Genomic DNA, 13099 nt, shown 5'->3' on the forward strand with positions numbered 1-13099 from the left:
AATTACTTCTGTATCGATGAATTGGTTTTGGATTCTTCCGCCTGGATGATGTCCCGTTCTTTTTTGGCCTCATCGATTACATCGGGGAAATCGGTGAAGTTCCTTATGACACTGTCCAGGATGTACGTTGCCTGAAACGAGTCCTTCAATCCGTAGAAATTTTTGGCCATGACCACCAGTCCTTTCGCACCAAAATATTTATAGCCGGAATAATCTTTCGTCAGTTTCTGCACTACCGTATTCGATGCTTCAAACTTGCCGTCCTTATTCTTAAAGTAGGCGTCGTAATACAGCGCTTCGGCGGCAATTTCCCCTTTTGCCATCGTCAGGAGTTTCGCGTAAGCGGTCCTGGCTTTGGCTTCATCATTTGACTTCACCGCCGAACGCGCGACAATAATCTGGGCATCGCTGCGCACCTTATCGTCCGTTTTCGGATTGGACAACACTTTCTCGGCCGAAGTCACCGCTGACGGATAGTCTTCTTTTTCGTAGAAAGATTTCATCAGGTTGGCCTGCGCAAAAGTGACGTTTTGCGGGTAATCGGCTTCCGATTCAAGACGCTGCAGTTTCGGAATGGCCTTATCGTAATTCTTCACTTTGAGGTATATCTGCGACAGCCTTACCAAAGCCTGCTCGGTGTATTCATTTTTCGGTGCATCGGCGACAAATTCGTATTTAGGCGCGGCATTGTCTTCGAGTCCGTCGGCATAATACAACTGCGCAAGGTAGAAGTTCGCCTTGAGCGCATGGATACCGTTGGGGAATTTGGCAATATAGCCAACAAACCCTGAAACGGCCTGTTTTGAGTTGTTTTGTAAATATTGCTTTTCCGCCGCTTCATAGGTATCGTTATCCAGTTCGGCATCAGAGACTTCTACAAACGACAGTGTTTTTACCCATGACGCATACTCGTCAACCTGTCCGTTATCCACATAGATCAATCGTGCAGTGGCCACGGCTTCAAGTGCCTCGGGCGTGTTCGGATAGTCTGCCGCCACCTTCTTGAATTTGGTAAGGGCCAGCTGATCTTTGTCGGCGTTATAATATACAAGACCCTGTTTAAGGACCGCCTTCGAGGCGTAGATGCCAGTTTTGGCTTCGCCCACCAGTTTGTCATAGGTCCTGATCGCGTCGTCGGTTTTCTTTTCGGTAACATACGTGTTTCCGAGTTCGTACAAAGCATCGTCGCGGTACTGCGATTTCGGGAATGCCGGGAGGAATTTATTCAGGTCCTCAATCTTTTTCTCATTCCTGCCCACGAAACCGTAACTGATGGCTTTCTGGAACGCGGCATAATCCGCATCAACGCCCTTCATTTCAATGGCCTTGTTGTACGCGTCCATGGCGGGCCAGTATTTCGCCGTAACGAAGTAGCTGTCGCCCAAACGCAGGTATGCGTCGTTTAGCCTGGTCCTGTCGTCTTTTGCGGCTTTTACGAATGCGTCGAAATAGGTGGCGGCCTGTTCGTATTCTTTCAATTTGAAATAGGCGTATCCGAGGTTGTAATTAATGTTCTTGTTTTCGGGAGTCGATTTGGCCTCGGCGAAACCGATAAACTGCTTAAAGCTCAGTAATGACTCTGAAAAGTTGTCCAAAACGTATTCCGTTTCCCCTTTCCAGAATGTAGCACGCGCCGTGAAACGCGGATCCCGTGGTTCTCCAATCGATTTCCTGAACATCCCCAGCGCCTCCTGGTAGCTGCCATCGGTGTAGAGCTCCAGTCCGCGATAAAAGGTCACCTTCTGGTAAGCCTGCTTGTTCGCAAAACTTTTGTTCTTTTCGAGCAGCGCCAACGCCCCTTTATAATTTTTAGATGTGATGAATGAGTTGATCAGCAGGGTTTCAATTTCCGGCTTGTTAGGGTTCGAGGGATATTTTTCTAGAAAACCCGACAGCACATCCGGTACGGGTTGGTATGAATTTCCGATATCATAGCTCAGTTTGGCATAGTTCAGGAAGGCGTCTTCCTGTATCTTGGCATCGAAATCCATTTCAGAAGCGTTCTTGAAGGCATTGAGTGCCTGCTGTTTGCGGTCGGTCTTGAGGTAACTCTCACCCAGATGGTAATAAGCGTTCTGGGCCACAAAGTCGTTCCCATCGATAATCTTGTTGAATTGTGAGATGGCATTTTCAAAATCGCCCTGCTGGTAGTAGGAATAACCCAAGAGGTAGTAGTCGGTGTTGTTCCATTTTCCCTTCTTGCCTTTGTATTCCTTAAGGTACGGGATGGCTTTGTCATATTGCTTCAGATTAAAATAACTTTCCCCGATGATTTTATTGAGTTCCGATTTTTCCTGTGCGTTAGACTTTGCCATTGCCGTATTTCCGTCATCGATCGCTTTTTGAAAATTCCCGAGCTTGAAATTCATATCCGCCTGGAAATAAGACATTTTCTCTTTGTATTTCGGCTGGTCCTCGACCTGGTTGAACAGCTTGTCCGCCTCCTTGTAATCGTCAGATTCGTAAGCCATAAACCCAAGATAGTATTTGGCCTGCGAGCCATATTCCTTGGAGTTGGCTACCGTATTGAAATATTTGGTCGCTTCTTTCTTATTTTTCGCGGTGAAATAACTGTAACCCTTCTGGAAATTGAACTTTTCGGTCTCACCGGCACTCAGTTGGCTTTCGTCGACCTTATCAAACCATTCCAATGCATCGGGATACTGCCCTTGCTCAAAATAATAAGATGCCACTTCAATGTAAGCCTGGTTCTGCTTGCTGCTGGTCGGATAATCATTGACGAAATCCTCCATCAACGCGTCAGCACCTGCCTGATTGAGCCGGATGGCACAGTTGGCGATGTAGTAAGCGCAATCGGCCTTGACCTCCATGGCTGTCGGCTGCGCGGCGGCCTCGTCGCTCACTTTTTCGAAGATAATCTGCGCGGATTGGTATTGCTTGTCATTGTACAATTCGACAGCACGGTTGAATTCCCTGAGCTCATTGGTATAGACAGCGGATTTTTGTGCGGAAATGGTGGCGGAGAACGCCAGGACAGGCAATAAGGAGAGCTTTCGGAATCTGTGCATTTTTTATGGTTTAAAATTCAAATATATTATTCCTCGTCCGGATAACGGGCTAAAATCGGGATTTAGTATTAACAGACTTGTCAACGTCGGACAGTATTAACAAAAGTTTAAGATGACGATACCGCCACCACTTCACTAAAATTTATTTTGAAACCCACCGTTAACTTTATTACTTTTACCGACAAACAAATGCCAACATGCCACAGCCTGTCGTATCGCTCAAAAATGTCAACATTTTCCAGGACAACAACCTGATCCTTTCTGATGTCAATCTCGAAGTACAGGAAGGGGAGTTCATTTACATCATCGGGAAATCCGGGACGGGGAAAAGCAGCCTCGTGAAGACGCTGTATGCAGACCTGCCGCTGGAAGAAGGCGAAGCGCAGGTGGTGGAATACGACCTGATGAGAATGAAGGAATCGCAAATCCCGTTCCTGAGGCGTAAAATCGGCATCGTATTCCAGGATTTCAAGTTGCTTCCTGACCGAAGCATCAATGACAACATGCTTTTTGTACTCAAAGCCACTGGCTGGAAGGATCCCGCCGCAATGCAGGAGAAAATCAGCGAAGTCCTTGAAAAGGTCGATATGAAGAAACTCGGCAACAAAATGCCACACCAATTATCCGGCGGCGAACAGCAGCGTGTAGCCATCGCGCGCGCCCTGCTCAACGATCCGGAACTCATCCTGGCCGATGAGCCCACCGGAAACCTGGATCCACAGACCAGCGTGGAGGTTTTGGAAGTATTGCGGAAAATCAACGGCAACGGAAAAACGGTTATTATGGCCACCCACGATTACGCGCTGCTGCTTAAATTCCCTTCCAAGACCCTAAAATGCGAAGGCGGAACCATGTTTGAAGTGGTACAGAAAACGGTCTGAATCCGATGAATACCCTATCCATCGTCATCCCGGTTTACAACGAGGGGAACACCGTACACCTGATTTTGGATAAAGTCAAGAAAAGCACCCTTCCCAACCACATCTCCAAACAAATCATCATCGTAAACGATGGCTCGGCAGATCATACGGCCGCTGCCGTAGCAGCATACATGCAGCAAAACGCCGATCTTGACATCCGCTATTTCGAGCACGCGAAAAATAAGGGGAAAGGCGCCGCACTCCATACCGGAATCGCGCACGCCACCGGTGAATATACTATTATCCAGGATGCGGACCTCGAATATGATCCCAACGAATATGCGTTGCTATTGCAGCCCGTAATCGATGGTTTCGCCGATGTGGTCTACGGTTCGCGGTTTGCAGGAGGCAATGCGCACCGCGTGCTGTTCTTCTGGCACACGATCGGGAACAAATTCCTGACCTTCCTGTCTAATATGACGACGAACCTCAACATCACCGACATGGAGAGCTGCTACAAGCTTTTCGATACCCGGATGCTGCAATCGCTGCGCCTGAAAGAAAAGCGCTTCGGATTCGAACCCGAAGTGACGGCAAAAATCTCTAAAATTCCTAAGATCCGGATTTATGAAGTGGGCATTTCCTATTACGGCCGGACGTACGAAGAAGGTAAAAAAATTAACTGGAAAGACGGATTTCGCGCGATATACTGCATTTTCCGGTATGGATTCTGAAACTATTCCGGTTTTTTATACACGTGCGGATTTTCGCGCAAACCCTTCTTAAACACTTTCCTGACGAGCATCCGAAGCCAGGCATCGGCCTGAAGCACGGCATCGGAAAGCGTGTTTCCCGGCCTGCCGCGAAACGACGTCACATGAAACGTATCTGTCGCCAGCAGTGGGGATTTGGAAAAATAGTAATTTGATACACAGCAACGATAGCCCTCATAAACCACCGGCGACACCGAATGCATGGAATGGTTGTGCGTTGCCATCACCGCCAGGCGGTTGAATTTACTGTGGATCGTCACCGGCTTACCCTTTAATCCGTCCGGCCACAGTTCGAGATTGCCACCGTAGCTTTCCTGCCAGTCGGGCGTGACATAATAAAGCAGGTTGAGCACCCGCCACCGTTCGCGGTCCTTATCATGCGAATTGTCCAGGTGCGGATTGAGGAACTGCCGGTGCCCCATCATCGAAAGGCCGCCTGCATAGAGGTTTTCGTCGGGCAGGATGTCACTGATATTGCAGATTTCACCAATGAGTGTTACCACCCGTGGATCCTGAAAAGCGTAGATCACCTCTTCAAGAAGCGGATGGTACAGGTTCATCTGCGCCGCAACATATTTGTCCTCGCGCAGGCTTTTCTTGAGCACCATCTCACTGGGTTTCGGGAATAGGGCATTCACCTGTATGGCCAATGGCTCAGGAAGCAGGTCGTCAATAAAAAAATAACCGATGGCATGCTCAACAGCCACAAACTGCGAATGAAGGGCAGCTTTGTGCGATTGGAGTTTCTGAAGGATTAAATCGGCTATGGCTTCCCTTGTCATTGATTCCGAAGGATTTTATCGATTAGTAACGCATTGGCGCCATCGTCAAGGCAACTTTTCATCATGGCCTGACGCCGCTGGAAATCGTCATACGTTTTGTCTTTCAGCAGATTTACGGCATCGATAAGCTGCTTCTTGTCGTTGGCGGTAATGCAAAGGTCACTAACGTTCGGGTCGTCGGTAATATTGTCATTGATAATGCAAAACCGGCCGTTAAAGAGCGCGTTGATGACTTTGAGTTTTGTTCCCGACTGCTGAAACGACCAGCAGACGTTGATGTGCGCTTCGGCCATCAACGATTTCAGATGGGAAAAATCCTTCAACGCAATAAATGCGGCGTTGCTTTGGCCGCGAATGATCCTGCGCACAAAACCTTCGCCTGAACCTGATGCGATGACAAGCCTGACATCTGGGATTTCCTTAAATGCATTTATGAGGAAACGGACCGCCTCCCGGTTATCCGCCGTGTTTAAATCGCCGTGGTATAGCGCAAATTTTCCTGTCCCCGACAGATCTGCGACGGCCTCATTACCGTGGAAAACGGGTACGTAGGATGCATTTCCGAATTTCCGTTGAATGTACTTTTCTTCAAAAAGCGACAGGGCGAGCGTATGATCGAATGAACGGATCACGCGCTCGTAGGCACGGAATTTTACGGCTTCCATCCAGAAGGCAAACTTTTTCAACAGCGAAGTTTCGGTTCTGGAAATCCCTTTAAAATAATCCTGTTCGATGTTGTGCAGCCGCAATATTTTTGTGAACCCATCGAGCCTTCCGGCGTTAACGAGGTAGGTGGTTTTCAAGCCTTCAAACAGTATCGGAGCCGGTATGCCTGCCAGGTTTCGGTGTAATGACGCGTCGTTTCTCGTCATCACCGAAAACGGCTTTGTCGACAAAAGCCACAGCGGATTGCCGGAAAACCGGTAATAAAATACCTTTTCGGTGATGGCCTCGAGTTGCGGGCAGGATGCGGGAATTTCCTCAGCGAAGGTGTGCAGGTAAATCCTGTATCCGATCCGGTGCAGCGCCCTGATCTTAAAAAAGACATCAATCACACCACCGAAATCGGGCGGAAAAGGATTGTCCATACTGATGATGTGAAGGGCTCGTTCGTGCATAGCGTCGCACAAAAATAGCATTTTTAGGCGAGCAAAAGCGATTTGATTATATTTGGGCAAAATAAGCCCATGCCATTTTTCTCAGTCATCATCCCGCTGTACAACAAGGAAAATTTTATCGGGAACACGATCAGCAGTGTTTTGGCGCAGACCTTTACCGATTTCGAGCTGATTATCATCAATGACGGGTCGACGGATAACAGTGCCGCAATCGCCAAGGGGTTTTCTGACCCGAAAATCAGGTTTTTCTCAAAACCCAATGAGGGCGTGTCCGTCGCCCGGAACTTCGGCATTTCCATGGCAGAGGCGGATTATATCACGTTTCTTGACGCCGACGATTACTGGTATCCGGATTTCCTGGAAACGATGCAGCGCACCATCGCGGGCTTTCCCAACGAATCTGTGTTCTCAGCGGCCATCGAGATTGAAACCGCAAAAAACACCTTCCCGGCCCGGTATTCCATACCGAAGTCATCAGGCTGTATCGTCGTGGATTTTTTTGACGCGAGTGCGCGGGAATGCGTCATCTGGACCTCCTGCGCGGTATTCCATAAGGAAGTGTTCCAAAAAGCGGGCACATTTGACCCCAAACTTAAAAGCGTGCAGGACACGGACCTATGGATCCGGATCGGGCTCATCTATCCTGTGGTTTTTTGCCCCAGCGTACTTGCCCGCTATGTATTCGACGCGCAAAGTCTGTCAAAAGAGGCGACATACATTACTGAGCGGCTTAATTTTGAGCATTTCGCTACGGCAGAAAAAAGTCATCCCGGGTTAAAAAAATTCCTGGACCTGAACCGGTATTCGCTCGCCATCAAAGCGAAACTCAAAGGAGACCGCATTGAATTCAGGTCGTTTACAGCCGAAATCGACAAAAAGAGCCTCACGCAAAAAAAGCGACTATTGCTGTTACTGCCCGGATTTGTGTTGCGGAAACTCGTTCGCCTGCAGATTTTCCTGGCCGATATCGGCGTGGGTTCATCGGTGTTTAAATGAGAGGAAATCGTCGTAATCCCGGATATAATCGGCCTCTGAAAAAAGGTCGGACGCAATGACGAGGCAAACCGAGCCAGACGAAAAATTGTGGATCTCACGCCAGATCCCGACCGGGATGAGAAGGCCCTGACTGGGTTTATTGAGCATGATTGATTTTTGTTGGACGCCGTCTTTCAGCACCACATCAAAACTTCCGCTTAACGCAATAACGACGGCCTGGTTGTTAATGTGGGCATGCCCTCCCCGCTCCTCCCCGCCCGGGACATCATAGAGGTAGTAAATGCGGTTCATCCTGAACGGGATCGTATCGCCTTCCACGACGGAAAGGTTTCCGCGCACATCGTGCATGATCGGGATGTCTATCAGCAATGCGTCGTCGATCGTCGTTACTTTTTCAGGATGCTGTTCCATTCTTTTAAGATGTTTTCAGGCGATAAGTGTGCGATGCTTTTTTGCGCATTCGCTTTACAAATATGGTACAAATTATGGTCTTCTGCAAGGCGGTCCATGGCATGGGCCAGTGCATCGGGATTGTCATTTTCTACCAGGAGCCCGTTTTTTTCATGCTGGATAATCTCTTTAGGCCCTGAGCTGCAATCAACGGAAACGACGGGCGTACCTATGGCAAGCGATTCGATCACCACCCTCGGAAAACCTTCATACCGACTGCTCAGCACCGTGAAGAGTGCCGATTTAACATACGGAAACGGGTTCTGTTGTTTCGGAATAAAAACAATCCTGTCGGAAAGACGGACGGCGGCGGCACGTTGCCTGAGCATTTCAAGATCGGCACCATCGCCCATGATATATAGTAAGATCTGCCGCTCCGGAAGGCTCGATTTGGCGTAAGAGTCAATGAGCAGTGAAAGGTTCTTACTTTCATCGTGGAGGCGACCGTAAGACAGGATAAACTTCCCGGGAATCTGCGCTTCGGCGGCCATGGCAAGGATAGCGTCATTGGCGGCCGGGTTGTATATGGTAACGACGTTCCGGTATCCAAACGTTTTGCGAACATTCTCAGCCGCTTCCTCAGACACGGCCACGATATACGGCGCCTTTCGGTAAATTCGACGAGCGAGGGCAGCATTTGCCGGAAAATAGTCGCTGATCTTAAAATTACGCACCACCCAAATGGTTTTACGCGCGGGATAAATCCATCGGGCAATGATCCATTCAGACCACGTAACAGTGCGCGTGCGGTTGTCAATTACCCAATCGAAATCATGCTTCCTGAGATAATTCCGCAGTACAAGTAACCGGTTCAGGCGACCGAGTTTAGAATCGTCGGCCTTTTTTAAAGCACCGAGGTTAAGCAGTTCTCCTTTATAATCATATTGGATGTCGTCAAGTACGCTCGCGATATGCACCTGATACCCCGCATCTGCCAACAGGATGGACAGCAAGGCGGCAGAACGCTCTGCACCGCCACCGCCAAGCGAGGAGGTCACGATAAGCACTTTAATCCGATCCATTTACTTTCATATATTTGCCAAATATACTAATATATGGACATCTTACTCGTAGGGGAATACAGCCGGCTGCACAATTCGCTGAAGGAAGGCCTGATAGAAAACGGCCACCGTGTGCGGCTCGCTGGTTTTGCCGACGGGTTTAAGGATTATCCTGTGGATTTAAAATTCAACAAGCCCTGGGATTGCGGTTTTCTCAGGAAGATTAAAGTCCTTGTCCATAAAATAACCGGATTTAATGTCAGTTCTTACCTGATTTACCGCCAGTTTTACAAAAACCGGGCGCTTTTTTCAGGACATGACGTGGTGCAACTGATCAATGAAAACAGCTTTTACTGTGGTTACCATTATGAGCGAAAAATCCTCGAATACATTTTCAGGAACAACAAAAAAGTCTTCCTGCTTTCGTGCGGCAGCGATTATACGAATGTGAGGTACTGTTTTCAGAATCCCGGATTTAAATCGGTGGTGCAACCCTACCTGGCGGGCAAAATAAAGAAAAAGGATTTCCTGCCGGTGCTGAAATTCCGCAAAGCGGGTTACCGCAAACTTCACGATTACCTGTATGAGCACATTTCAGGTGTTATCGCGTCCGACCTGGATTATCATGTGCCGTTGGCTGGCCATCCGAAATACCTGGGCATGATTCCCAATCCGGTCAATCTCGAAAAATTACGTACCGAGGATGACGGCCATTCGGACAAGATTGTCATTTTCTTAGGCATCAACCAGGAGAATTATTTTCGGAAAGGCATCGATTTTTTTGAAAAGGCTTTGGCTGTCATTCAGCACAAGTATGCCAAACAGGTAGAGATTATCGTAACACGGAACCTTCCGTACAACCAATACATTTCCGCTTACAACCGCGCCCACATTATACTGGACCAGACCTATTCACTGGATCAGGGATACAATGCGCTCGAAGCCATGGCCAAAGGCAAAGTGGTATTTACCGGCGCCGAAAAATTATTTGAAACCCATTATGGCCTGACCGAAAAAGTAGCCGTAAACGCGTTGCCTGACACGGATTATATTGTGAAACAACTCGCATTCCTGATTGAGCATCCCGAAGAAATCAAAGCCATTGGGAAGCGCGCGGAAGCGTTTATAAAGACGCAACACGATCACGCCGGAATCGCCCGAAAATACGTGTCGATATGGGAATAACCGAATCGTTACGTCATTTTTGCCGTTCGGGCTGGCCGGCGTATCTCATCCCGCTGGCCGTGTCAGTGTATTATGCCGTGGTGATGCCGGTTTCCTACGATGAGGCGTGGACATACATCCACTTCACCCACAAAGGGTTTATCACCTCGGTAACGCATTATCCTGCACCGAACAACCACATCCTGCACTCGGTGCTAACGAATATCACGAAATACATCCCGCTTTGGACAGACCTGCTGAAACTGCGCGTATCGAGTATCGTGGCCAATTTCGTTTCGTTGATCGTGCTCTACCGCCTGGTATCAGCACATTACAACACGAGGCTGGCGCTCGCCGTAGTAGCGGTCTCATCAATGCTTTTCATGAATGTGTATTACAGTTATATGTCGCGCGGTTACGCGTTGTACAATTTGTTTTTCATCAGCGCGCTGTTTGCTGCCTTTAATATCATAAAGAACCTTCGGGTGCGGCGCAATTGGATCCTGCTCAGTGTATGTTGTATCCTCGGGCTTTGTACGGTGCCTACTTTCGTTTATGCTGTGGTCATCCTTCATGTTTTTGTTGTCGTTTCGCTAAGAAAATTAACGCGTGCACAGATTATATCGGGTTACAGCATCGTGCTGGGCACCGCACTGTTGTACCTGCCTGTGGTGTGGTACGACGGGATCGGGGCGCTGACGAAAATTTCCCATAAGATGGGAATGACGTTTTATCAGGCGGCCAAATCGATGCCGGGGCATTACCTCGATATGTTCCGGCAGATTTCGGGAGTCCATTGGATATTGTTTTTAATACTCCTCGGATGGTCATGCTTCAGGTTGCTGAAAACCCGTGACCGCAATGATCTCACGTTCGCGGCAACGATGCTCGTCTTACCGGCAGTCATCCTGCCGATACACCACCTGGTGCCGTTTGTGCGGGTTTTCAATTATTACAGCGCCATCTTTGTGCTGATCATATTGCTGCCTTATACAAATCAGATTGGCAGGCTGCGATTAAAAGTCTTGCTGCCCATACTGATTGGGATACAATCATTGCTTTTGCTGAATTTCAGCCGTGCGGTACTCCAATTTGAGGAAAAGGACCTGGCCATCAATCTTACTGCCGATCGCATCATTCCTGAAATCATTGGCGAGAAGCGTTACTTTTTCGACGGCGTCATCCTGTGTACCAACCTGGAATTCCACCTCATCACCGAAGGATATAAAAAATATAAGATTACGGATTGCGAGCCCTTCCCGCTCAATACCGATACGCTGTCCGGGTATGATTATGCTTTCGTTCGCAGGGACATGGACAAAACGGCCCGCCGCACCGTATTTTTTAAAACCCCGTACTACAACATCTACAAAATAAAATGAAAACGCAACAGCCTCTTAACATACGCCTGATGCTGTTGCTGATCCTGCTGGTATCGGTGGCCAAAATTGTCCTCATCAACAAGGGTTTCCTTGCGTTCCCTGACGAAGGCCGCTACCGCGCGGCAGGGCAGATATTGAAAAGCCTCGCAAACGCGGATTGGCATGCAGCAATCGAATTCCTGTTTTCCACCAAAGGAAGGCCCGGCGACACCACCCTTAAAATTGTTCCGACGGTACTGCAATATGGCAACGCCTCGCTGTTCGGGCTTGAAATATACGAACCGGCAAATTCGTGGCCGGTATTTGCATACAACCTGGCCATCCATGCCCTGCTGCTGCTGTTGCATTACCGTGTGTCGCGGCACTTCCTTAAGGACAGGTTCCTGGCGCTGTTCAGCGTTTTGGTTTTTGCGACTTTGGTGGTCTCATATATTTCCCTACGCCACGCCGACCCATACGATGCGAGTCTGTTGATCCTTTATTACGTATTTTATAAACTGGTTTCGACGAACGGCGTAACCACCCGAAAAATGTTTGTTTACGGCGGTCTGGCGTTTTTCGGGTATTTGTGCTATCCGGGTTACGTTCTGCTTTTCCTGGCCATCCCATTGGTTTACCTGATAAGGAAAATAAGCACATCAGGGTCCGCCAAAGCATTCAGTCGCGTATTGGCTTTTGCGGCAGGAAGCAGTGTTTGCCTGGTGGTGTTTGAGGCACTTGCACAGATCGGCGGCACCTCGTTCATCAAAAACTCCCTTTTGTTGTCAGGGACTATCGTACAGGGCTCGTTTGAGGAATGCTTCTCGTTCGTGTTCAGGTACCTTTGCGAAGCCGAAGGTATTAACGGCGTATTCCTGATTATCGGGCTGTGCCTGTTTTCCGTCTTATTCGTCAGGAACATCCGCAGCGTGGCATCTGAGCCCATGTACCTTACTTTTGCTGTATTGCTGTTGTTGTTTGTAGCCTATTCCGCCGCGGGCTTTTACGGGCACAAGGTCGTCTGGTATGCGAGGCTGCTCAAACAGTTTTTGCCATTCCTGGTCATTTTCACCATCTTTGCGATAGCCGCCATAGCAGGAAGTTTTCGCGCAAGGCCCATAGTAACGACCTGCATCGTATTCGCGGTAAGTGCGACATTGGCGGTGGCATTCGCACTTCAGTTGAATGCCTACCGGCAATACACGTACCCTAAGGATGTTGCCTGGGAATACTACAATAAATACCGCTTTAAAAGTGCTGCAACGGTTTCGGAATACAGCAGAGCCCGGCCGGACATGCCGAATTTCAGCATCGTGAAGAAGAAGTTTCCCCGCGAAAATGCACCTGGACTTGTATTTGTCAATGTCACCGATATTTATCCTTTCAACGATATCGAAAACTACCATCAATACCTGCCCGACGCGGACGAAAGGTTGCTCTTTTCCGGCGAAAGCTGCCTGAATTTCAAGCCGTATCAGTTTGAAGCTTATGATATCTGGGCGAGGAAAAACCTGGATGAAGCGAAATTGCGTATCAAGGTGTACCGCAAGCAGGGCGCCCGTTAA

At 48.6% G+C, this 13099-nt stretch carries 11 protein-coding genes; 6 read left to right on the plus strand and 5 right to left on the minus strand.

Translation table 11 applies throughout. The features are described 5' to 3' along the window. Positions 1 to 2: 2 nt before the first annotated feature. Positions 3 to 3029 carry a tetratricopeptide repeat protein gene (locus HYN48_RS14555; protein WP_108373004.1) on the minus strand — a complete coding sequence of 1009 codons (3027 nt, stop codon included), beginning with the start codon at positions 3027 to 3029 and terminating at the stop codon, positions 3 to 5. A gap of 197 nt (positions 3030 to 3226) precedes the next feature. Here HYN48_RS14555 and HYN48_RS14560 point away from each other — a divergent pair, with 197 nt between their 5' ends. Next, entirely contained in the window at positions 3227 to 3910 is a 684-nt protein-coding gene (locus HYN48_RS14560; RefSeq protein ID WP_108373006.1) for a cell division ATP-binding protein FtsE, read from the plus strand. A gap of 5 nt (positions 3911 to 3915) precedes the next feature. Continuing rightward, a complete protein-coding gene (locus HYN48_RS14565; protein WP_108373008.1) occupies positions 3916 to 4623 on the plus strand; it encodes a glycosyltransferase family 2 protein in 708 nt (235 codons plus the stop codon). Positions 4624 to 4625: 2 nt separating this feature from the next. On the opposite strand, the gene HYN48_RS14570 is transcribed toward HYN48_RS14565, so the two are convergent. Together HYN48_RS14570 and HYN48_RS14575 are read right to left on the minus strand one after the other, a co-directional pair. Continuing rightward, positions 4626 to 5444: a 2OG-Fe(II) oxygenase gene (locus HYN48_RS14570; RefSeq protein ID WP_108373010.1), complete on the minus strand. Its 819-nt coding sequence runs from the start codon at positions 5442 to 5444 to the stop codon at positions 4626 to 4628. Next, complete coding sequence (locus tag HYN48_RS14575) at positions 5441 to 6562, minus strand: glycosyltransferase (protein WP_181248484.1); 1122 nt, start codon at positions 6560 to 6562, stop codon at positions 5441 to 5443. The genes HYN48_RS14570 and HYN48_RS14575 overlap by 4 nt, the downstream gene beginning before the upstream one ends. A gap of 69 nt (positions 6563 to 6631) precedes the next feature. On the opposite strand from HYN48_RS14575, the gene HYN48_RS14580 reads away from it, so the two are divergent. Then, a complete protein-coding gene (locus tag HYN48_RS14580; RefSeq protein ID WP_108373020.1) occupies positions 6632 to 7558 on the plus strand; it encodes a glycosyltransferase family 2 protein in 927 nt (308 codons plus the stop codon). Here the strand turns inward: HYN48_RS14580 and HYN48_RS14585 are convergent. Next, on the minus strand, positions 7541 to 7969 hold the full coding sequence (locus tag HYN48_RS14585; protein WP_108373022.1) for a sugar 3,4-ketoisomerase: 429 nt from the start codon (positions 7967 to 7969) through the stop codon (positions 7541 to 7543). The two genes, HYN48_RS14580 and HYN48_RS14585, sit on opposite strands and share 18 nt — an antisense overlap. Next, complete coding sequence (locus HYN48_RS14590) at positions 7945 to 9030, minus strand: glycosyltransferase (RefSeq protein ID WP_108373024.1); 1086 nt, start codon at positions 9028 to 9030, stop codon at positions 7945 to 7947. The genes HYN48_RS14585 and HYN48_RS14590 overlap by 25 nt, the downstream gene beginning before the upstream one ends. 33 nt (positions 9031 to 9063) lie before the next feature. Here HYN48_RS14590 and HYN48_RS14595 point away from each other — a divergent pair, with 33 nt between their 5' ends. Genes HYN48_RS14595 through HYN48_RS14605 form a run of 3 tightly spaced genes read left to right on the plus strand, consistent with a single transcriptional unit; the run spans position 9064 to position 13099 of the window. Next, positions 9064 to 10194, plus strand: a complete 1131-nt coding sequence (locus HYN48_RS14595; protein ID WP_108373026.1) for a glycosyltransferase — start codon at positions 9064 to 9066, stop codon at positions 10192 to 10194. Beyond that, positions 10185 to 11555, plus strand: a complete 1371-nt coding sequence (locus HYN48_RS14600) for a hypothetical protein (protein WP_108373029.1) — start codon at positions 10185 to 10187, stop codon at positions 11553 to 11555. Before HYN48_RS14595 ends, HYN48_RS14600 begins: the two co-directional genes overlap by 10 nt. After that, positions 11552 to 13099, plus strand: coding sequence for a hypothetical protein (locus HYN48_RS14605; protein ID WP_108373032.1), 1548 nt, complete (start codon positions 11552 to 11554; stop codon positions 13097 to 13099). The genes HYN48_RS14600 and HYN48_RS14605 overlap by 4 nt, the downstream gene beginning before the upstream one ends.

The organism is Flavobacterium magnum, from assembly GCF_003055625.1.
GTDB classification, from domain to species: domain Bacteria; phylum Bacteroidota; class Bacteroidia; order Flavobacteriales; family Flavobacteriaceae; genus Flavobacterium; species Flavobacterium magnum.

Excerpts from the sequence above, each read along its gene's own strand:
- HYN48_RS14555 (WP_108373004.1), bottom strand. The coding sequence starts at position 3,029 with ATGCACAGATTCCGAAAGCTCTCCTTATTGCCTGTCCTGGCGTTCTCC.
- HYN48_RS14560 (WP_108373006.1), top strand. The coding sequence starts at position 3,227 with ATGCCACAGCCTGTCGTATCGCTCAAAAATGTCAACATTTTCCAGGAC.
- HYN48_RS14565 (WP_108373008.1), top strand. The coding sequence starts at position 3,916 with ATGAATACCCTATCCATCGTCATCCCGGTTTACAACGAGGGGAACACC.
- HYN48_RS14570 (WP_108373010.1), bottom strand. The coding sequence starts at position 5,444 with ATGACAAGGGAAGCCATAGCCGATTTAATCCTTCAGAAACTCCAATCG.
- HYN48_RS14575 (WP_181248484.1), bottom strand. The coding sequence starts at position 6,562 with ATGCACGAACGAGCCCTTCACATCATCAGTATGGACAATCCTTTTCCG.
- HYN48_RS14580 (WP_108373020.1), top strand. The coding sequence starts at position 6,632 with ATGCCATTTTTCTCAGTCATCATCCCGCTGTACAACAAGGAAAATTTT.
- HYN48_RS14585 (WP_108373022.1), bottom strand. The coding sequence starts at position 7,969 with ATGGAACAGCATCCTGAAAAAGTAACGACGATCGACGACGCATTGCTG.
- HYN48_RS14590 (WP_108373024.1), bottom strand. The coding sequence starts at position 9,030 with ATGGATCGGATTAAAGTGCTTATCGTGACCTCCTCGCTTGGCGGTGGC.
- HYN48_RS14595 (WP_108373026.1), top strand. The coding sequence starts at position 9,064 with ATGGACATCTTACTCGTAGGGGAATACAGCCGGCTGCACAATTCGCTG.
- HYN48_RS14600 (WP_108373029.1), top strand. The coding sequence starts at position 10,185 with ATGGGAATAACCGAATCGTTACGTCATTTTTGCCGTTCGGGCTGGCCG.
- HYN48_RS14605 (WP_108373032.1), top strand. The coding sequence starts at position 11,552 with ATGAAAACGCAACAGCCTCTTAACATACGCCTGATGCTGTTGCTGATC.